This is a genomic window from Cellvibrio sp. BR (genome assembly GCF_000263355.1).
Lineage (GTDB): Bacteria > Pseudomonadota > Gammaproteobacteria > Pseudomonadales > Cellvibrionaceae > Cellvibrio.
The window spans coordinates 15,827-35,899 of the sequence record NZ_JH668203.1; the positions used below are offsets into that span (position 1 = coordinate 15,827).

The 20,073-nt window shown below is 49.0% G+C and carries 15 protein-coding genes; 5 read left to right on the forward strand and 10 right to left on the reverse strand.

The window, feature by feature from the left end:
* Positions 1–122: 122 nt before the first annotated feature.
* Positions 123–1,070, forward strand: a complete 948-nt coding sequence (trxB, locus tag O59_RS13290; RefSeq protein ID WP_007643580.1) for a thioredoxin-disulfide reductase — start codon at positions 123–125, stop codon at positions 1,068–1,070.
* An 80-nt stretch (positions 1,071–1,150) separates the two neighbouring features.
* Here trxB and O59_RS13295 read toward each other — a convergent pair whose 3' ends face one another.
* From O59_RS13295 to purL, 6 genes are all read right to left on the reverse strand, one after another.
* Entirely contained in the window at positions 1,151–1,903 is a 753-nt protein-coding gene (locus tag O59_RS13295) for a DUF3313 family protein (protein WP_232283091.1), read from the reverse strand.
* A 214-nt stretch (positions 1,904–2,117) separates the two neighbouring features.
* A complete protein-coding gene (locus tag O59_RS13300) occupies positions 2,118–3,248 on the reverse strand; it encodes an acyltransferase family protein (RefSeq protein ID WP_040392674.1) in 1,131 nt (376 codons plus the stop codon).
* Between the two features lie 44 nt (positions 3,249–3,292).
* The gene (locus tag O59_RS13305) at positions 3,293–3,973 is read right to left on the reverse strand and encodes an ABC transporter permease (RefSeq protein WP_007643583.1); all 681 of its coding nucleotides are present in this window, start codon (positions 3,971–3,973) and stop codon (positions 3,293–3,295) included.
* Positions 3,970–4,854: an ABC transporter ATP-binding protein gene (locus O59_RS13310; protein WP_007643584.1), complete on the reverse strand. Its 885-nt coding sequence runs from the start codon at positions 4,852–4,854 to the stop codon at positions 3,970–3,972. Before O59_RS13310 ends, O59_RS13305 begins: the two co-directional genes overlap by 4 nt.
* A 51-nt stretch (positions 4,855–4,905) precedes the next feature.
* On the reverse strand, positions 4,906–5,286 hold the full coding sequence (locus O59_RS13315) for a GntR family transcriptional regulator (protein ID WP_198284807.1): 381 nt from the start codon (positions 5,284–5,286) through the stop codon (positions 4,906–4,908).
* A 208-nt stretch (positions 5,287–5,494) separates the two neighbouring features.
* Positions 5,495–9,367: a phosphoribosylformylglycinamidine synthase gene (gene purL / locus O59_RS13325; protein WP_040392679.1), complete on the reverse strand. Its 3,873-nt coding sequence runs from the start codon at positions 9,365–9,367 to the stop codon at positions 5,495–5,497.
* Between the two features lie 658 nt (positions 9,368–10,025).
* Here purL and mltF point away from each other — a divergent pair.
* The 3 genes from mltF (at position 10,026) to O59_RS13340 (ending at position 17,468) form a co-directional block, all read left to right on the forward strand.
* Positions 10,026–11,534 (forward strand): membrane-bound lytic murein transglycosylase MltF, encoded by a 1,509-nt coding sequence (gene mltF, locus O59_RS13330; protein WP_007643592.1) that lies wholly within the window; start codon positions 10,026–10,028, stop codon positions 11,532–11,534.
* Between the two features lie 219 nt (positions 11,535–11,753).
* Positions 11,754–14,807, forward strand: a complete 3,054-nt coding sequence (locus O59_RS13335; RefSeq protein WP_007643594.1) for an FAD-binding and (Fe-S)-binding domain-containing protein — start codon at positions 11,754–11,756, stop codon at positions 14,805–14,807.
* Positions 14,808–14,891: 84 nt separating this feature from the next.
* Complete coding sequence (locus O59_RS13340) at positions 14,892–17,468, forward strand: DUF349 domain-containing protein (RefSeq protein ID WP_007643596.1); 2,577 nt, start codon at positions 14,892–14,894, stop codon at positions 17,466–17,468.
* Here O59_RS13340 and O59_RS13345 read toward each other — a convergent pair.
* Positions 17,465–17,761 (reverse strand): hypothetical protein, encoded by a 297-nt coding sequence (locus tag O59_RS13345; protein WP_151058402.1) that lies wholly within the window; start codon positions 17,759–17,761, stop codon positions 17,465–17,467. The two genes, O59_RS13340 and O59_RS13345, sit on opposite strands and share 4 nt — an antisense overlap.
* Before the next feature lie 141 nt (positions 17,762–17,902).
* On the opposite strand from O59_RS13345, the gene O59_RS13350 reads away from it, so the two are divergent.
* The gene (locus O59_RS13350; protein WP_225318412.1) at positions 17,903–18,622 is read left to right on the forward strand and encodes a GntR family transcriptional regulator; all 720 of its coding nucleotides are present in this window, start codon (positions 17,903–17,905) and stop codon (positions 18,620–18,622) included.
* Between the two features lie 74 nt (positions 18,623–18,696).
* Here the strand turns inward: O59_RS13350 and O59_RS13355 are convergent, their stop codons facing one another.
* From O59_RS13355 to O59_RS13365, 3 genes are read right to left on the reverse strand one after another with little or no spacing between them, the layout of a single operon-like run.
* Positions 18,697–18,885, reverse strand: a complete 189-nt coding sequence (locus O59_RS13355; RefSeq protein ID WP_007643604.1) for a DUF4177 domain-containing protein — start codon at positions 18,883–18,885, stop codon at positions 18,697–18,699.
* A 5-nt stretch (positions 18,886–18,890) separates the two neighbouring features.
* Entirely contained in the window at positions 18,891–19,097 is a 207-nt protein-coding gene (locus O59_RS13360) for a hypothetical protein (protein WP_007643606.1), read from the reverse strand.
* A gap of 41 nt (positions 19,098–19,138) precedes the next feature.
* The gene (locus O59_RS13365) at positions 19,139–19,999 is read right to left on the reverse strand and encodes an SPFH domain-containing protein (RefSeq protein ID WP_007643608.1); all 861 of its coding nucleotides are present in this window, start codon (positions 19,997–19,999) and stop codon (positions 19,139–19,141) included.
* Positions 20,000–20,073 lie beyond the last annotated feature (74 nt).

Below are 20,073 nucleotides of genomic sequence, written 5' to 3' on the forward strand. Positions count from 1 at the left end.
CCCAATACGACAGATTGAACCAGACAATTTTGCGCCGCCATTGCGATTCGCCTATCATGCCCCCACATTGCAAAGACCCTTTGGTTTGACCTCCTGTTTTGTTTTAATTTCAAGGATTCCCTATGAGTGACGTACAACACCACCGTTTAATTATTCTCGGCTCCGGCCCTGCCGGTTACACCGCTGCTATTTACGCCGCCCGTGCGAACCTCAAACCCGTTGTGATCACTGGCATGCAACAAGGTGGTCAATTAACTACCACCACTGAGGTGGAAAACTGGCCCGGCGGTGTTCACGACCTGCAAGGCCCGGATTTGATGGTGCAAATGCAGCAACACGCCGAGCGTTTTGACACCCAAATAGTATTCGACCACATTCACGAAACTATTCTGACCGAGCGCCCATTCAAACTGATCGGTTCCAATACCTACACCTGTGATGCGCTGATTATCTCTACCGGCGCTTCAGCTCAATACCTCGGCTTGCCCTCCGAAGAAGCCTTTATGGGCAAGGGTGTTAGCGCCTGCGCCACCTGTGATGGTTTCTTCTATCGCGGTCAAAAAGTTGCCGTGGTCGGTGGTGGTAATACCGCCGTGGAAGAAGCGCTGTATTTGTCTAACATCGCCAGTGAAGTAACGCTGATTCACCGTCGCGACAAACTGAAATCAGAAAAAATTCTGCAAGACAAGCTGATGGCCAAAGTCGCTAATGGCAACATCAAAGTGATTTGGAATCATCAACTGGAAGAAGTTTTGGGTAACGACTCCGGCGTGACCGGCCTGCGCTTGAAGAGCACTCAAGACGGCGCGACGCAAGAGATTGATGTCGCTGGTGTATTCATCGCCATTGGCCACAAACCCAACACTGACATCTTTGAAGGCCAATTGGATATGCACAATGGCTACATCAAGGTAAAAAGTGGCCTGGAAGGTAATGCGACATCAACCAATATTCCCGGTGTATTTGCTGCCGGCGATGTGGCTGACCACATTTACCGTCAGGCGATTACTTCCTCTGGGGCTGGCTGTATGGCTGCGCTGGATGCCGAGAAGTATCTGGACGATCTGTAACAGCCGGCACGTAGCATCGGCAGCTAAATAAAAAGGGGAAGGTCAGCGATGACCTTCCCCTTTTTAATTGCCCGTGTGGTTTATTTAGCAGCCAGACGATCCAACTCAGTGCGCAAATTGCGCAACCATTGGTTAAACGCCAGACGGATCTGGACATTATTAGTCACGCGATTGTTCTCCTCCCAAATACGCCCCAAATCGCGACGATCAGTAATAATCGCCAGCACATCGCCTGACACTGAATCCACCAGTGTCAGCTCCAACGTCATAGTCCCCATGCCTTCGCTGTACACTTTCATCATCGTCGGGCGACCTTTGGAGTCGTCTTTACTCGCCAATGGCGCAATCTCCAGCACTTTTGCTTTTACTTGCAATACATCCGCGCCCGTCTGTAAGGATGTCGCAAAACGGCCATCGACAATCAGGTTCGTCATTAACGCCTCGGTATAACGCTCCTGATAATAGCGGCGATCGGCATCGCTCAGCTCCCACGGCGTGTCGTTAATCTTGTCCGTGGACTGCTTGCGGATTTTGACCTCACTCAAATCCAACTGCTCGACCAATAATTTACTGTATTGCGCAAATTGCGCATTGGGCGCAACAAAGGTGCCATCAAAACGGCTGTCTTCCACCGCACTCAACCCCGCTTGATCTGCTTTCAGCGCCGCGTCTTTTTCATGGGGCTTAGTCATTGAACAACCACTAATCACACCAGTAGCCAGTGCAATTAGCACCAGTTTGACACTGAGATTTTTCATTAAACGTTTCATCACATTACCTGCCTGTAGTTCGGGGGACTGAAACTGTATGCTAGCCGCGGCAGTCACAGTCATTGGTTGTACCGCATGTTTATAAGACGTTATTCGCAATCAAGGGTTCATTGGTTGCATAACCCGCAACCTTATTGGTGGCATAAGGCCAAACTGCCAAGTGACTCCAAGTTATTGAAGCACAAAAGCAAACCGGGAAGCAGAGGCCTCCCGGTCAAGTTTGTAATATTTTGTAGTTTGACAGCAACCCTACTGGATTACCAAGACTGTAACAAGGTTACCTTCGACCATTCAACATCCAACCGATTGGTGTCCAACGCACCAGCAACAAATAACTCGCCATACCTACCGCAAAAGTTGCTGCCAGCGTCAGCCCATACTCCGCCCAGACCCCCCAATTTTTATCCATCAAAGGGTACTGCAGGGCAAAAATAATCGGCAAATGAATGATGTAAATCCAGTAAGAGCTATCGGCGATAAGCCGCATCCAACGGTGATGGGAATCCAGAAATTGTCTGGCATAAATTAAACACACCAATGTCATCCACAGCGCAATATAAACTTCACACACTGCCAGAAGTAATTTCTTCCACAACGCTAAAGGCGGCGCCATCAAATCCATCTGCACGGGTAAGTGATAATAATAAAGCGCAAATAACGCAGTGCTGGCAAGAAGAATCCTGAAGGCATAAACATTGAAGCGCGCAATAAAATTTTCCTGAGTGAAAATCCAATAACCCAACACAAAAAATAATCCGAAAAAGCCAAAAGACCATAATTGGGGTATAAAACTTTCCGGGGCGGGCTTGGGCGAAGCAATCAACAATGCACCGGGCAATAGTACCAAGGGTATGATTAAGAGAAATAACCCGGGTGTTAAACGAGCCAAAAAATTGCTCGCCCACTGCCAGTTAACAATGCGCAACAACCACACCAATACACAAAAATAAATCAGGTTATATAAAAACCACAAATGCATCGTAGTGGGTGGTGGGCGCGGGGCATCAGGGTTTTGCATTGCCTCCAGAATCATCAGCATAATTGCTGACTTATTTTCAACCTCATTGGTAGCCGTTAACAAAGGAATGAAAGTGGCGACCATACACAGCGGCAGAAAAATAATAAACGGCAATAAAATTCGCAGCGCGCGATTTTTTAACATACCAACCACCCCGCGCCGCGCCACTAAATAAGCCACAAAAAAACCGGCGATCAGAAAAAACAAAGGCATTCTGAATAGATGTGAAAACCAGGAAAACCAATCCAGCAGCAATGATTGCTCAGTATTTGCCGCTGGCCAGAGTGCCTGTAATTTGGGGCTATAGGCCAACGCCGCATGAAAAAATACACCCGTCAACATCGCCAGTGCGCGCAGGTTATCCATATAATAAAGCCGTGTAGTTACCATCGCTTTCACCTCCCTTTTTAATTATCGCTATTCATTACAGCTATTTATAAAAACGTTTCCTTGCGCGCTTGCCACACAAATGCAACCAGCAATGCAACTGCTAAAAAGGACAACTGCACAGCAATAATACCCAGTGCCTCACTACTCCATACCGCCTGCGAACTAAATAAGTGTGTGCGAATACTCTCTATCCGGGCAACCATATAAATCATCGGACCAATCATGCAGTTTAAAAAAATCATTACAAATAACACCATGCCATCCGACTCACTAATCATCCCCGTAGCCCACGTCAGGCAGTAACTCAATAAAAAATACAACGCCAAAATTAAACACAGTGGTAGCAATCCATCGGGTATTGGGCTAGCACTAAATACAAATATGGTCGCAGCTACAATCAACAACCAAGGAAAAACAAACAGCGTCATACAGGCAATTAATTTAGCCAGTGCGTAGTCAACGGGTGTAACAGGTAAACTCATAATAAAAGGCAGGGTATGTTCCTTTCGCTCATTAATAATAGTGCTGCTAATTTGATGATTCCCCATACCAATAACAGCGCTCATTAACAAAGTGGAGCCCATTACGAACTGCCACTCGCCAAGGCTGATAAAACTCAACGCAGCGATGCCAGCCAAGGTATACAACACGATAAATTTCCGCTGCAGATACCAATCCTTGGCAACTAATTGTTTAACCACCGGTAAGTTCAGTGTGTAACTCATGAATTCACTCCTGCTTTTACTGTAGCGACAAAAATTTTCTCCAGCGTCATAGGCTCTACACTGGTTACATTGACACCTTGCGCACTCAAATGGGCAAGCGTGGATTCTGTAAATTGATTAACAATAATTTCTTGCAAGGAACCGTTATGTTTGACGCGCACCAAACCTGATAATTCGAGACCGGTAGGATCCATACTGCTGGTACAAAGAATTCTTCGCCAGCGCTCCAGATAGGTCTCTTTATCTTGCGAGTCCAGCAACTTCCCTTTGTGCACAAAACTAATCGAATCAGAAAGCTGTTCTATATCTTGCGTATTGTGTGATGAAAACAAAACGCTGCGATCTTCATCGCGCAGAATAGCGGCAAGCTCCGTTAATACTTCTTCACGGGCAACGGGATCAAGCCCAGTTGTAGGCTCATCCAAGACCACAAGTTTGGGGCGCCGCGCCAGCACCAGTAGCAAGCCCGCTTTAACACGCTGCCCGTGTGAAAAACCTTTCATTTTTTGGTCCACACGCAAATCAAATATTTTTAATAAATGGGCTGCGTATGTTGGATCCCATGAGGGATAAATTGACTGGATGAACTGCATGTGCCAGCGCAGGGTTTCACTTTTGTAAAGCCGCATATCATCAGAAGCAAAACCGATTTGCTGTTTTACCGCTACCTGCTGCTCCGGTAACTTCTGGCCCAAGACATGCACGCTGCCACTGTCTGGCTGAATCAATCCCATGACTAAACGCAAAGTAGTAGATTTGCCGGCGCCATTAACCCCCACCAACCCCATCACCTGCCCGACCGGTAATTGCAGACTCAGATTATCCAAATAAAAATCCGGATAACGCTTGCACACATTTTGAAGTTCAATTGCATTTTCCATAATCAGACCTTTTAAAAACCCTCGCCTAAAAAATCACAGTCATTTATTAACTTATTTGCGTGCCGCTATAGCCTGCTGAATAAGTGCAATAATTCCTGCTTCATCCAAACCCAGTGCAAGAGCATTGTTTACCAGCTCATTAATTTGCAGCGTTAATTCATGCTGCGCTAATACACCTGGCAAATCAGCCTGCGCGGCAACAAAAGAGCCCCGTCCCGGCTGGGTGACTATCACCCGCTCCATTTCAAGTTCGCTGTAAGCGCGCTTGACCGTAATTACACTTACTTTGGTTTGCGCACTCAGTTCACGAATAGACGGCAATGGGTGCCCTGCAGGCCAATCGCCCACACGGATTTTTTGTTTAATCTGCGCCATGATTTGCAAGTACATGGGGCGACTATCGTTTTGCGAGAGAAACAGCTCCTCAGTCACGCACACCTCTATCTGTATATATTTGATATACACAGTATATGCACAGATATACACAGACAGCAAGCGAGAAAAGAGAAAAGAGAAAAGAGAAAAGAGAAAAGAGAAAAGAGAAAAGAGAAAAGAGTTTTTCAGGAAGGGAAATAAAAACAACGCCATCAGAAACGACAAAGGAGGCCGAAGCCCCCTTTGTTTTTTGCAGTAGTGGATATTAGCCCACAAACACCCGCGCGTTGCGGAACAAACGCAACCAGGCGCCGTCGTCTTGCCAATCATCCGGTTTCCAGGAGTTGGTGACGGAACGGAATACCCGCTCCGGGTGCGGCATCATAATCGTCACGCGACCATCCTTACTGGCCACACTGGTGATACCCAGCGGCGAACCGTTGGGGTTGGCCGGATAGGTTTCGGTGGCGTTTAGGTGGTTGTCGATAAAACGCATTGCCACTGTGCCACTCTCGTTGCAACGTTTGAGTGCATCCGCATTGGCAAATTCGGCATAGCCTTCACCGTGAGCCACAGCGACCGGCATATGGGAACCCGCCATACCCTTAAACAATACCGATGACGATTCCTGCACCTGCACCAGGCTAAAACGCGCTTCAAATTGTTCAGACAGGTTGCGCACAAAACGCGGCCAGTGATCGGCGCCGGGAATCAGGTTTTTCAGGTTGGACATCATTTGGCAACCGTTGCATACCCCCAAACTGAAAGTGTCATTGCGGTAGAAGAACGATTCGAACTCATCACGCACTTTGTTATTGAACAAAATGGTTTTGGACCAGCCTTCGCCTGCCCCCAGTACGTCACCGTAAGAGAAACCGCCGCAAGCCACCAAACCTTTGAACGCTGCAAGCGATACACGGCCAGAGAGCAAATCGCTCATGTGTACATCAACGGCGTTAAAACCAGCGCGGTCAAACGCCGCCGCCATTTCCACATGACCGTTTACACCCTGCTCACGCAGTACAGCAATGCTCGGGCGCACGCCAGTATTGATAAAGGGTGCGGCAACGTCTTCGTTTTGATCGAAACTGAGTTTTACGCTCAGACCGGGATCTGACTTGAGGATGCCGTCGAATTCAGATTGCGCGCAGGCAGGGTTATCGCGCAGCGCTTGAATGCGGTAGCTGGTTTCCGCCCAGAGGCTTTGCAGTGCAGCGCGCGCCTGATCAAAAATCACCGCGTTGTTGGCACTGATACGCAAGGTATCTTCGTCGTTTAATTGGCCAATCACACGCACATGGCTGATGCCGGCGGCGGTAAAACGCGCTTGTACCGCGGCGGATTTATCCCGTGCCACTTGCAACACAGCGCCCGCCTCTTCGCTGAACAGAACGGCGAGTGCATCATCGCCCAGACCATCCAGTGAAATATCCACACCGGTATGACCGGCAAAAGCCATTTCCGCCACAGTGGCAAACAAACCGCCATCGCTGCGATCGTGGTACGCGAGGATTTCATTGGCGGCAAGGCTCGCCTGCATCGCATTAAAGAAACCTTTGAGCTGGGTGCCAGAATCCAGGTCAGCGGCTACATCACCCATTTGGTTGTAAACCTGCGCCAGGATCGAACCACCCAAGCGGTTATTGCCATTACCCAGGTCAACCAGAATCAGGTCGGTAGCGCCCTTGTCGGTACGCAGTTGCGGAGTCAGGGTTTGACGTACATCCACCACCGGCGCAAAGGCAGAAATCACCAACGACAATGGGGCGGTAACGGCTTTGTCTTGGCCGTCATCTTTCCAGGCGGTGCGCATGGACATGGAATCCTTACCTACCGGGATGGTAATACCCAGCTCTGGGCAGAGTTCCATTCCCACGGCTTGTACAGTGCGATAGAGTTTTTCGTCTTCACCTTTATGGCCCGCCGCACACATCCAGTTGGCTGACAACTTCACATCAGAAAGTTTTTCAATGCGAGTCGCAGCGATATTGGTAATGGCTTCGGCAATTGCCATACGGCCAGACGCAGGCGCATCAAGCAGTGCCAGCGGGGTGCGCTCGCCCATACTCATGGCTTCGCCTTTAATGCTGTCGTAACTCACAGTAGTCACGGCGCAGTCAGCCACTGGCACCTGCCATGGGCCAACCATTTGATCGCGCACCACCATGCCGGTGACCGAGCGGTCGCCGATGGTAATCAGGAAGTTTTTGCTCGCCACAGCTGGGTGTTTAAGTACACGTTCGGCGGCGTCGTTGATATTGATATCTTCAGTCGAGAAAGGCGCTACAGCGGCGCTATGGGAGTGCGCCGTGCGGTGCATTTTGGGCGGCTTGCCAAACAACACAGACATAGGCAGATCGACGGGTTTGGCGTCGAAGTGTTTGTCGTTGACCAGCAGGTGTTTCTCATCGGTCGCCTCGCCCACTACGGCGTAGGGTGCGCGCTCGCGTTGACAAATGGTTTCAAAACGCGCCAGATCCTGCGGTTTAATCGCCAATACATAGCGCTCTTGCGATTCGTTACACCAGATCGCCAAGGGGCTCATGCCCGGTTCGTCATTAGGCACATTGCGCAGTTCAAACTTGCCGCCGGTGCCGCCGTCTTTTACCAGCTCAGGGAAAGCGTTGGATAAACCACCCGCACCCACATCGTGAATAAAGGCGATAGGGTTGTTGTCGCCCTGTTGCCAGCAGGCGTCGATCACTTCCTGACAGCGGCGTTCGATTTCGGGGTTTTGGCGTTGCACCGAGGCGAAATCCAGATCTTCCGAGGAAGAGCCAGATGCCATGGAAGATGCCGCTCCACCACCCAAACCAATTAGCATCGCCGGGCCGCCGAGCACCACCAATTTTGAACCCGCGGCAAAGGGCGGTTTTTCGATATGTTCAGCTTTGATGTTGCCATAGCCGCCCGCCAACATAATGGGCTTGTGGTAACCGCGACGCTCACCGTCGAAGTCTTCTTCAAAGGTGCGGAAGTAGCCGCAAATATTCGGGCGACCAAATTCGTTGTTAAACGCCGCACCACCGAGTGGGCCGTCAATCATGATATCCAGCGCAGTCACGATGCGACCGGGTTTGCCGTAGTTCTGTTCCCACGGTTGCTCAAAACCGGGGATCTGCAGGTTGGATACAGTGAAACCATTCAAACCCACTTTGGGTTTGGAGCCGCGGCCTACCGCACCTTCATCGCGAATCTCACCGCCGGAGCCAGTACCGGCGCCCGAGAAAGGCGAAATCGCCGTGGGGTGATTGTGAGTCTCCACCTTCATTAATAGATGAATAGGTTCTTGATGGTATTCGTAGGCTTTGGTAGCTGGATTGGGGTAGAAGCGCCCTGCTTCGTGACCAACCACTACCGCAGCGTTATCGGCATAGGCCGAGAGCACATCTTCACCACCCACTTCATTGGTGTTTTTGATCATCTTGAACAGACTGCGCTCCTGCTCAACACCGTCGATAGTCCAGGAGGCATTAAAGATTTTGTGGCGGCAGTGCTCAGAGTTTGCCTGCGCAAACATCATCAACTCAACATCGACGGGGTTGCGGCCGAGGGTATTAAAGGCATCAACCAGATAATCAATTTCGTCATCGGCGAGGGCCAAACCGAGTGATTTATTAGCAGCAACCAACGCGTCGCGCCCACCGCCGAGGATATCTACACTGGTTTGTGGTGCAGGCTGTTGCGCGGTAAAAATTTGCTCTGCGGCTTCCAGGCTAGCAAACACGGTTTCCACCATACGATCGTGTAATACCGCAATAATGGTGGCGCGATCGGCCGGCGAAATAGCGCCCTGCACATAATAGGCAACACCGCGTTCAACACGCTTTACGGTATCCAGACCGGTATTTTTGGCGATATCGGTCGCCTTGGAAGCCCAAGGTGAAATAGTACCCAAGCGCGGCACTACTAAAAATAACTCACCTTCGTGATTCACTTCCCCTTCGACTTTCGGGCCGTAGGTTAATAGTTGCTGCAATACCTGCAATTGCTCCACACTCAACGGCGCAGATAGGTTGGCGAAGTGCACAAATTCGGAGCTGACACCAGTGACTGCAGGCACGCGCTGTTGCAGGGTGGTCAGGAGTTTTTGTGTACGGAAACTGGAAAGAGCGGGAGCGCCACGCAGAATCAGCATAGTGGGAAGAGCCTCAGCATCGGGGGATGGGAAAAAAGGCCGCCATTGTACTGGATTTAGCAGTAAATCAGACAGGTTTTTCATCCCGGCTATCAGGCTTGGGTAAGCAAGCAATATAGGGGCATCCACTAGCGCCGTCGTAAAGCATCTATATATAGAAGAATGAACAAGGCACCTGAAATCCCGGTAAGTCCCTTAACGGTACAAAAATGATCTCGAAGAAAGCACTTAAGACGCCAAAAAACCCAAGCGAAATAAGTGCCTTATAACCAAAAAATCTGAATTTTGAAGATTATTTGCGCAGATTTTTAACAAAAATTTACGACTACAAGCCTATTTGTGCGCCACCCAAGAGCAAAAATGGCATCCAAAACACCATTTTTGTGCTTTTTTTTCGCCGCTCGTCGGCTTTTACACGGCGCCTTAAATCCGCCAGAACCCTTGTCAACAGAGGAATTGAGGAAAAATAGGTCAAATTATCGCCAGCGAGCTAACCTATGTGTGATCAAAAAACAAGCTAGGCACACCTAAAAACTGGCTATACCATGGTCGGGTATTTGCACGGGTCATTAATGGATTTGGATTCGGCATGAATGCGCACACACGAAATAGAACACCCTTTCGGGCGATGCAGTTCAGAAACCGGAGTAACCCCCTTATGGAAATTCGCAAACCTTTTGTGTTAGTGATTAAGTCCATGGTGACGAGCCTGATCATCGGTTCGTTACTGATTGCCGGCAGTTTTGTGCTGGTTCGTAGTACCCCACCTACTCAGTTGGAGCAGGTTCTTGAAGCAGGCGAATTGCGCGTAGTATCGAGCAACGGCCCTACTACCTATTATGAAGGCTCTAATGGCCTTACCGGCTTTGAATACAGCTTGGTGAAAGGCTTCGCCGATTCACTCGGTGTACGCTTGGTTATTGAAGACGAATCTAATCTGGAACTCATGCTCACCGGCGTTGAAAGTAAAAAATATCACTTTGCTGCGGCGGGTTTGACGGCGCTGGAAAGTCGCCACAAAAACCTGAGCTTTGCCGACCCATTTATGCAGATCACGCAGCAGCTGGTTTATAACAGCCGCTTGCGCCAGCCCTCCAGTATTGAATCATTAAGAGGGAAAGAAGTTCTGGTGATTGCCAACTCATCGCACACCAAGCGTTTAGATGCACTACGGGCCCAATATCCGGATTTGCTGTGGCGTGAAGTAGATGCCGAAATGATCGACCTACTAGAGCTGGTCAATAAAGGGGAAGCGGATTACGCCGTAGTGGATTCGAGCGCTTATGACCTGAATCGCTACTCTTACCCCAAAGCCAAATTAGCCTTTGACGTCAGTGACCCGCAGGATTTGGCGTGGGCTTTCCCTGCCCTGCAGGATGACACGCTGTTTTCGGTTGCCCAGCGTTATTTAAGCAGTATCAAAACAGATGGCACTCTGGCAAAAGTCACTGAAGAGTTTTTTGATCGTCACATCCAGGAAGTCACGACAGGCGAAGCCATGGCGCTTACCTACAGACTGGAACAACGTTTGCCGCAATGGTTGGAAGACATGAAGGCTTCCGCTGCCGAATTTGATTTGGACTGGCAATTATTGGCGGCAATTAGTTATCAGGAATCGCACTGGAAGGCTGATGCCCGCTCTCACACGGGTGTACGCGGCTTGATGATGCTGACCAAAAATACGGCTAAAGCCATGGGCATTAAGGATCGCGAAGATCCACAACAAAGCATTTATGGTGGCGCCAAATATCTGCGCCTCTTGCTTGATCGCCTGCCGCAACGGATTGAGGGTGACGAGCGCTTATATTTCGCCTTGGCCGCCTACAATCAGGGGTTAGGTCATTTGGAAGATGCACGTGTACTCACCGAGCGCATGGGGGGCAACCCAAGTAAATGGGACGATGTGCGCAAACACATGCCACTGCTCTCCAAACACCAGTATTACAGCCGTGCGAAACACGGTTATATGCGCGGTTGGGAGCCGGTGAAGTTTGTAGATAACGTGCTCAACTACCACAAAATTATCGCTTGGCACCAACAACAGGAAGAATTCCGCATAGCTACGACGGGTGCAGGCAATCGCATATCGCTGAATACCCCCTCCAAGAGCGATGACAGCAAAGACAACCAGACAGATAACGGGGCACGCAACCTCTCTGTACTCTGATCGATATTTTTTAACGCACCTCTCCTGACACTGCCGCTATTGCGGCAGTATTTGTTTTTGCCCATCACTTCTTGCATTCCCCCTACCGGCTAATGTTGCTGATTGAGAGCTATTCTTCAGGCTACAACGTATCAAGAGCAGCGTTCAATAACAGGGACTTTGCGCAGGCAAGGGAGTAGAATGCCGCCCCATGATTAGCTGCTGATTGATGATCACTCCATGATTCCACGTATAGACCAAACCTCACCCGTTCAAGCCCTGTATTTGAGTTTTATCAACGCCCTGCGCGACGGGGGTTTCACCGGTGACCTGAGCCCGGACTACGCCAATCGCACCGTTCTGGCGACAGATAACTCCATTTATCAGGTGCTGCCCCAAGGGGTGCTCTACCCGCGTGATACGTCCGACCTGGTACTTATTGCCAAGCTCAGTCAGGAGCCCCAATTCCAAGGCATAGTTCTCAGCCCTCGTGGCGGCGGCACCGGCACCAATGGTCAATCACTCACTGATGGTTTGGTGGTAGACACGTCCAAGTACATGAACCAGATTCTGGAGATCAACGCCGAAGAGCGCTGGGTGCGTGTGCAATGTGGCGTAGTGAAGGATCAACTCAATGTAGCGATTAAACCACACGGTCTATTTTTTGCTCCGGAGCTGTCCACCAGCAACCGCGCCACCATTGGCGGCATGATTAATACCGATGCCTCCGGCCAAGGCTCCTGCCGCTATGGCAAAACCCGCGATCATGTATTGGAATTAACCACGGTACTGCTCGACGGCAGTGAGTGGACATCCGCAGCGATAAGCGAAGACGAGCTGGAAAATCTGTGGAAGCGCGAAGACCGTGTCGGCGATATTCATCGCGTTATTGATGCGATCCAACGCGAGCATCACGCCTTGATCGATAGCAAATTTCCCAAGCTAAACCGCTGCCTGACCGGCTACGACCTGGCGCATATTCGCGATGAACAAGGCCGTTTTAATCTCAACAATATTTTGTGTGGCAGTGAAGGTACGCTCGGTTTTATTACCGAAGCCAAAATCAGCTTGCTGCCGATTCCAAAATGCAGCGCGCTCATCAACGTGAATTATCGCGACTTTAATGTCGCCCTACGCGATGCCACCCAATTGATGAAGGCTGAGCCAACCTCCATCGAAACCGTCGATTCCAAAGTATTGAACCTGGCGATGAACGATATTGTGTGGCACAGCGTTGCCGAGTTTTTCCCTGCACCGCAAAGCGGTGAAAAAATCCAGGGTATTAACCTCGTCGAATACACGGCTGATTCGGAAAACGATTTAAAAGCAGATGTAAAAAAACTGACAGACATGCTGGATAAGGCCGCACAAGATACCACCACAGGCCGTATAAGCTATTCCATCGCTTGGGGCAGCGACGCGGTGAATAAAATTTGGGGCATGCGCAAAAAAGCCGTGGGTTTGCTCGGCAACGTGGAAGGTGAAATTCGCCCGGTGCCTTTTGTGGAGGACACTGCCGTTCCGCCGGAAAACCTCGCCGATTTTATCGCCGAATTCCGTGCCGTTTTGGATGAACACAAACTTACCTACGGCATGTTTGGTCATGTGGATGCGGGTGTATTGCACGTGCGCCCAGCTCTGGACATGAAAGATCCCGCGCAAGAAAAAATGGTGCGTATCATCACTGATCGCGTTGTTGCACTGACACAAAAGTACAACGGTCTGTTGTGGGGAGAACATGGCAAAGGCGTGCGCTCCGAATATGCGCCAGCATTTTTTGGCGAGCTGTACCCACAAATCCAGCGCATTAAAGCGGTGTTTGATCCCCGCAACCAATTAAACCCCGGCAAAATCGCCACGCCAGCGGCGGACATTCCATTATTAAAAATTGATGGTGTCACAACTCGCGGGCAACAAGACCGAAAAATCCCAGTACAAGTATGGGAAGGTTATAGCGAAGGCATGCACTGCAACGGCAATGGTTTGTGTTACAGCTGGAACCCTAACGATGCCATGTGCCCCAGCTGGAAAGGTACGCGCGAACGCAAGCACTCACCCAAAGGTCGCGCTTCCTTAATGCGTGAATGGCTCAAACAAATGAGCGAGCGTGGCGTGAATGCAGTCGAGGAAAGTAAAAAAATAAAACGCGCAAGTTTTCTATTTAATTTACCCGGCCGCGTCATTAACACTATAGGTAAACGCAAAGGCGACTATGATTTTTCACACGAAGTGCATGAGTCCATGGTTGGCTGTCTCGCTTGCAAATCCTGCGTTGCGCAATGTCCGATTAAAGTAGATGTACCCGAATTTCGTGCAAAATTTTTAGAGCTGTACTACAGCCGTTACCTGCGCCCGCTCAAGGACTATTTTATTGGCGGTTTGGAATTTATGATTCCAACCCTTGCCAAAATGCCCTGGGCTTACAACATGGCAATGAAACCGAAATTCATGCAGAAATTTATGGCGCGTGCCATTGGCATGGTGGACAGCCCGTTGTTAACTGGCATTAACCTACACAAAGCCGCCGAAAAACTCGGCGTGAATTACGCCACGCTGGAAAATATCGCACAGCTCACGCCAGCCGAAAAAAACAAGGCTGTGATTTTGGTGCAGGATGCTTTCACCAGTTATTTTGAAACACCACTGGTGATAGACACCCTCAAACTGCTTAAAAAATTGGGCTTTGTGCCCTTGCTAGCACCGTTCAAACCCAACGGAAAACCGCTGCAGGTACACGGATTTTTGCAAGCCTTCGCCAAGGCTGCCGATGCCAACGCCACACAATTAAATGGCATTGCCTCGTCCGGTATCGCCCTCATTGGTATTGAGCCCGCAATGACCTTGGCCTATCGCGCGGAATACAAAAAAGTGCTGGGCGATAACGCACCAAAAGTGCAATTGCTGCAAGAGTGGCTCGCCAAACAAGCCGAAGCCCTGGAAAGCAACAACAAGCAATTTAAAGCAGCAGATTTTTCGCTGTTGGCACACTGCACCGAAAAAACCAATGCGGTCAGCTCAGTCAAAGATTGGCAAACTGTATTTGGCAAACTCGGCCAACAACTGAAAGTCATTGAGACTGGATGCTGCGGCATGGCGGGCACCTATGGCCATGAAACCAGCAACCTTGAAACCTCTAAAAAAATCTATGCGCTCTCTTGGGCACAAGTGGTAAATAATCCGGTTAACACCGGCAAGTTGACTGCAACGGGTTATTCCTGCCGCAGCCAAACCAAACGGATCGACAATGTTAAATTGCCGCATCCAGTACAAGTTTTGTTGCAACAATCTATTTAAAGCGTGTCGCAGCAATACCTGACACAGCGGCACGCAGCGCTGTGTCACTAACCTACCAATTCACTGACTGACGAAATCACGACTATGAAACTATTACGCAAACTGTTTGGTGCAAAAAATAAAGTAGAACCCATCAAGGCCGCCCCCATAGTAGTTGCCGAAGTAAAGCCACCCAAGCCAGTTATTACTCTGGATGTGGTTGAGCAAACCAATGATGAAAACGAATTATTAAAACTTGCCAGCGATGGCACCACCAGCCCTTTACGCCAAGCCGCTGCTGAAAAAATTCATAGCCGTGAACTACTTGAACAACTGGCTAAAACCGCTAAAACCAAAGACAAAAATGTCTTTAAAATTGTTAAAGCCAAACTCGATGTATTTAAAGCGGAAGATGCCAAATTAGCTGAGCTGGAAATTAGCGCCGCACGTATTTGCGAAAAACTTGAACGCCATGTTCACCAGGAAGCAGACGCACTGTTCAAAGCCAAGTTAAGCGTACTGGAAAGTGAATGGGCGGCACTGGGTCAAGTATCCACCGACATTCAAAACCGCTACCAAGTAGCTCTCAGCGCTTGTGAAAATAAAATGGCTGCGCGCGCGCAAGCTATCGCCGATGAAGAGGAAAAAATCACGCTTGACCAGCAAGCACTACAGCTCGCGCAGGAGGCTTACAATAATCTTAAAGCCATGGCGCAAGATATTTATCGCGCCGCGCATATCGACGATTTAGTCAATGCAAATTATGAAGCAAAAATTCAGGAACTGGGCAACGCTATACGTCTGGCTGCCAATCGCCAATTACCGCTGGAAAAACTCACCAAAGAATTCGAACAGCGCAAGCAGCAAACACTGAATTTAATCGACCAAATTAAGACCTCCGGCACCGCACAACAAATTGCCGATATGCTGCAACAAGCGGAAGACAGTGAAACGATTAAAAATGCCCAGCAAAAGTTACAGCAATTTGCTAAATCTGCCCGTGAGCTGGGTGAAGAACTACCGGAAACCTTACACGCTGCCAAAGCAAAACTAGATGCAATCTGGGCGGAGCGCCATCAAGCAGAACAAGCGGCTAAAAATAGTTTGCGTGAATTTAGTGAACTGGCACGCAAAGGTTTGTGGGCGGCTGAACAGGGCTTCGTGCGGAAAGCACGCGCCATTCAAAAAGAACTGGAAGAAAAACGTGTGCAATTGGTAGCTGCCACCCAGGAATTACCCAAAGGAATTCAAGCCAAACTGGACGACTTTGAAGCGCAACTAGCAAAACTGGGCGACTGGCATGAATTTGCAGTAACACCAAAAAAAGAAGCGCTTATCAGCCAAATGCAAGCTCTGGCCAGCAGCAGTATCGACCCTGAAGTTCTCGCCACAAAAATTCACGAATTACAGGATAGCTGGAAAGAGGTAAGTAAAGGCGCACAACAGCAAGACGATGATCTCTGGCAACAATTCCAGCAAGCATCGGCTGTAGCCTATGCTCCTTGCAAAGAGTTTTTTGAAGCGCAAAGTGCCGCACGCGAAGCGAACTTAACCAAACGCCGTGAATTGGTTAATCAGCTGACAGCCTATTTAAACGGTTATGATTTTACTAACGCGGTGTGGAAAGACGTAGAGCAAACCTTAAAAACTGCGCGTGCCGAATGGCAAACTTACTGGCCAGTTCCACGCAAAGCTGGCAACGAATTACAAAAAGAGTTTGAAACCCTAATGGAACAACTCTTTGGCAAAATCACCCAGGAGTATGAAAATAACAAAGCCGCCAAACAACAGCTGATTGAACAAGCGCAAACCTTATTGGATAACGCCGACCTGCGTGCTGCGACAGAATCGGTGAAACAACTACAAGCTCAATGGAAAACCATTGGCAAGAGTTGGCACAAAGAGGATCAACAACTCTGGCAAGAATTTCGCAAACACTGCGATGCCATTTTTGCACGTCGCAGCGAAGCGTTCGAAGCTGCCAAGGCCGCACGCGATGCTGTGGCACAACAGGCCGACGCCTTAATTGCACAACTCGCTGATTTTGCTAATCGCTCAGTGGAAGAGCTAAAAGCTGCAAAAGCAGAGATAGAAGCAATTCAAGCGAGCTTTTTGGCACTGGATCTTCCCAAGGAAGCAGCTAAATTTTTACAGCAAAAGTTCGCCGCCGGCCTCACCGCAATCGCCACCAAGCGCGACAGCGCCCGTGCACAAGCGGCAGAACAAAGCTGGAAGGATTTACTCAATGCGCTGGATGCCATACGCAATTATGAGTTGGCAGTGATCGCGCAAAAGCCCGCTGAACAATTGGCGACGGAAAAAAATGCACTGGAAGTACTTATCGCCAATACCCCACGCTGGCCAAACGGTTACTTCAACAGTTTGCAGCAACGTTTGGCAAAAGCTGACGCCATTACAGCGGCGGATCAAACCACAAATACCCAAGCCATGAAAATACTGACCATTCGCGCCGAAATTCTGGCGGGACAAGAAAGCCCTGCCAGTGATAAACAAGCACGTATGGCTTATCAGGTACAACTCATGCAACAAGGTTTTGGACAGCGTGATACCAGCTTTGAACCGCTGTTGACCGAGTGGATTTTGTTGTCAGGTGTCAGTAATGCAGATTACGCCACTCTGCTCGCTCGTTTTAACCACTGCCGAGAACAAATGATGGCTTAATGCAGCAGGCAATTCGGACCGCAAAATCCGGCTAAAGGTATATTGATAAAGGGCAGATTTTTCTGCCCTTTTTTTATAGATAAAAATATAGATGGAAAATTGATAAATAAAAAATCACAGGTAAAAAAAAGCAGCAAGCCTAAGGATTGCTGCTCAATGGGAGAGGTCAAAAAAATCGGAACAAGTGATACCCAACGGTTGTGGAAAAAACTGGCAGACGCAGTTTGCATCTGCCAGAAAAAGGTCAAACACAACCCCTGTCCAGTATCTCCCGACGAGAAAACACTGAACATTGATGCTATCCTATACCTTGTATACTAGTGGGTCAACCTTTTTGTCACATTGACTTTATCATAAATTTGCACTTTTCATATTTGCATAGAGTTTTATCCTTAAAGTAAACTCTGCGGCTAAATCAACATAAGGAGACACCCGTGGCTAAACAGCCTGTGATAAGCATGCGTACCGATGCCAAAGGCTTGTCTTATGACCGCCCGGCCGCCAGCCAAATATTCGGATTTATTCGCGATGCGATTATTAGCATGGAACTATTACCCGGCCAGATGATTTCCGAAACCGCTCTTGCGCAACAATTCGGGGTGAGCAGAACCCCCGTGCGCGAAGCGCTGATTCAATTGTCCAATATTGGATTTGTAGAGGTGTTGCCCCAACGTGGCACTTATGTATCCAAATTCAGCATGGATAAAATTCTGGAAGCGCGTTTTATTCGCGAAGCGCTGGAAGTTGCGGTAGTGAGCCACCTCGCCACCAATACTGACGATGCCACCCGTTTGGAGGCCGTAGCCACCTGCGAAAAAATTATCGCCGACCAGAAGGTCGCCGCCGCAGACGATGACGCCCTCGCCTTTCAAACGTTGGATGACAACTTTCACCAGACACTAGCAGGGTTCACCCATTACGCCCGTGTAGCTGCTTTTATCGAGGCAGAAAAAGCCCACATGGACAGAGTTCGCTGCCTTAGCCTGCACGTCAGCGGTCAGTACAAACGTATCCTCAGCCAGCACTCGGGTATTATTAAAGCGATCAAGTCCGGCTCAGCGGAAAAATCGGCTGCAGCCATGAGCGTTCACTTAAAAGATGTTTACAATATTTTGGAAGTGATTCCGCAGGAACATCCGGAATATTTTGAATAGAAACTTTACGTACCGGCGCTAACAAAAAAGCAGCTTAGGCTGCTTTTTTGTTAGCGGAAGACATGCACATCACATCAATGCGAACGTTTTAATACCGCAATCACACCTTGCGGAGCCCCCATGAAAATCGCCGGGCAAATGCTCACCAACTCCCAGCCATCGCGTCCCAATGCATTAATTTCCTGATTCAATTCATCTGTATCCAAAGAACCTGAAAAAAAACTACGCTTTTTAAATTTGATCGTTTTATATTCCCAACGCATTTGTTTTATTCCTCTTGAGGGTCATCCGATTGCAGCAACTCCACATCAGTTACTACTTTCTGGGTTAGCTTGACGCGTCCACTTTTTACTAACGCTTCACGCAGCACGAATTCAATTTGCGCATTTAAACTGCGCAAATCATCATCAGCCCAGCGCTGCATGGCAGCGATAACCTGTTCATTGATTCGCAGCGGAAATGATTTTTTCGTCACTATTAATGGCCTGCAGTTATCGACATAAATTGCGATATTGGTTAGGAATAAATAGTGCCAGTATTAATCACCGGTTTAGCCTGCTGATCACCGCAGAGCACCACCAGCAAATTACTGACCATAGCTGCCTTGCGCTCACCATCCAACTCCACTACACCTTGTAGCTTTAATTGTTCGATAGCATCAGCCACCATGCCCACCGCACCCTGCACAATTATCTTGCGCGCGGCCAACACTGCACTCGCCTGCTGCCGCTGCAACATTGCTTGTGCAATTTCCGGTGAATAAGCCAGGTGACTCAAGCGCGCTTCCAAGACTTCTACACCCGCTTTTTGCAATCGGTCCTGCACTTCACTTTTTAATTTCAACGCGATGGTATTTGCATCGCTGCGCAGCGATAAACGCTCGTCATCCTGATCATGCTCATAAGGGTAAGTGGTCGCCAAATTACGCAGCGCAGCTTCGCTTTGAATGGTGACATAGTTTTCGTAATCATCGACTTCAAAAACCGCCTCTGCCGTATCCACCACTCGCCATACCACTACCGCCGCAATTTCAATAGGGTTACCGTTGGAATCGTTAACCTTCAAACGACCCGATTCAAAATTGCGCACCCGCAGACTGACCGACTTTTTACTGTAGAGTGGATTCGCCCAACGCAAACCAGTGGTGCGATCAGTTCCCGCATATTGACCGAATAACTGCAGCACTTTGCCTTGATTAGGCTGCACCATGTAAAAACCGAACCAGCAAATAAAAACCAATAAGGCAACAAGCCCTAACAGCACTTTTAGCAACAGCGGCATAAATACCACTCCCGCCACTGTTGCTGCCTGCAACACCAGCAAAACCACCAGTAACAAATACCCTGAACCGCTGCGGGCTTCCACTTCTTGAACCATGATGTGCTCCTTGATTGATCGATTAAAAAATTATTTTGATATCATATTGATATCAAAATAGCACACAAAAATCC

Excerpts from the sequence above, each read along its gene's own strand:
- trxB (WP_007643580.1), top strand. The coding sequence starts at position 123 with ATGAGTGACGTACAACACCACCGTTTAATTATTCTCGGCTCCGGCCCT.
- O59_RS13295 (WP_232283091.1), bottom strand. The coding sequence starts at position 1,903 with ATGACTGTGACTGCCGCGGCTAGCATACAGTTTCAGTCCCCCGAACTA.
- O59_RS13300 (WP_040392674.1), bottom strand. The coding sequence starts at position 3,248 with ATGGTAACTACACGGCTTTATTATATGGATAACCTGCGCGCACTGGCG.
- O59_RS13305 (WP_007643583.1), bottom strand. The coding sequence starts at position 3,973 with ATGAGTTACACACTGAACTTACCGGTGGTTAAACAATTAGTTGCCAAG.
- O59_RS13310 (WP_007643584.1), bottom strand. The coding sequence starts at position 4,854 with ATGGAAAATGCAATTGAACTTCAAAATGTGTGCAAGCGTTATCCGGAT.
- purL (WP_040392679.1), bottom strand. The coding sequence starts at position 9,367 with ATGCTGATTCTGCGTGGCGCTCCCGCTCTTTCCAGTTTCCGTACACAA.
- mltF (WP_007643592.1), top strand. The coding sequence starts at position 10,026 with ATGGAAATTCGCAAACCTTTTGTGTTAGTGATTAAGTCCATGGTGACG.
- O59_RS13335 (WP_007643594.1), top strand. The coding sequence starts at position 11,754 with ATGATTCCACGTATAGACCAAACCTCACCCGTTCAAGCCCTGTATTTG.
- O59_RS13340 (WP_007643596.1), top strand. The coding sequence starts at position 14,892 with ATGAAACTATTACGCAAACTGTTTGGTGCAAAAAATAAAGTAGAACCC.
- O59_RS13345 (WP_151058402.1), bottom strand. The coding sequence starts at position 17,761 with ATGTTCAGTGTTTTCTCGTCGGGAGATACTGGACAGGGGTTGTGTTTG.
- O59_RS13355 (WP_007643604.1), bottom strand. The coding sequence starts at position 18,885 with ATGCGTTGGGAATATAAAACGATCAAATTTAAAAAGCGTAGTTTTTTT.
- O59_RS13365 (WP_007643608.1), bottom strand. The coding sequence starts at position 19,999 with ATGGTTCAAGAAGTGGAAGCCCGCAGCGGTTCAGGGTATTTGTTACTG.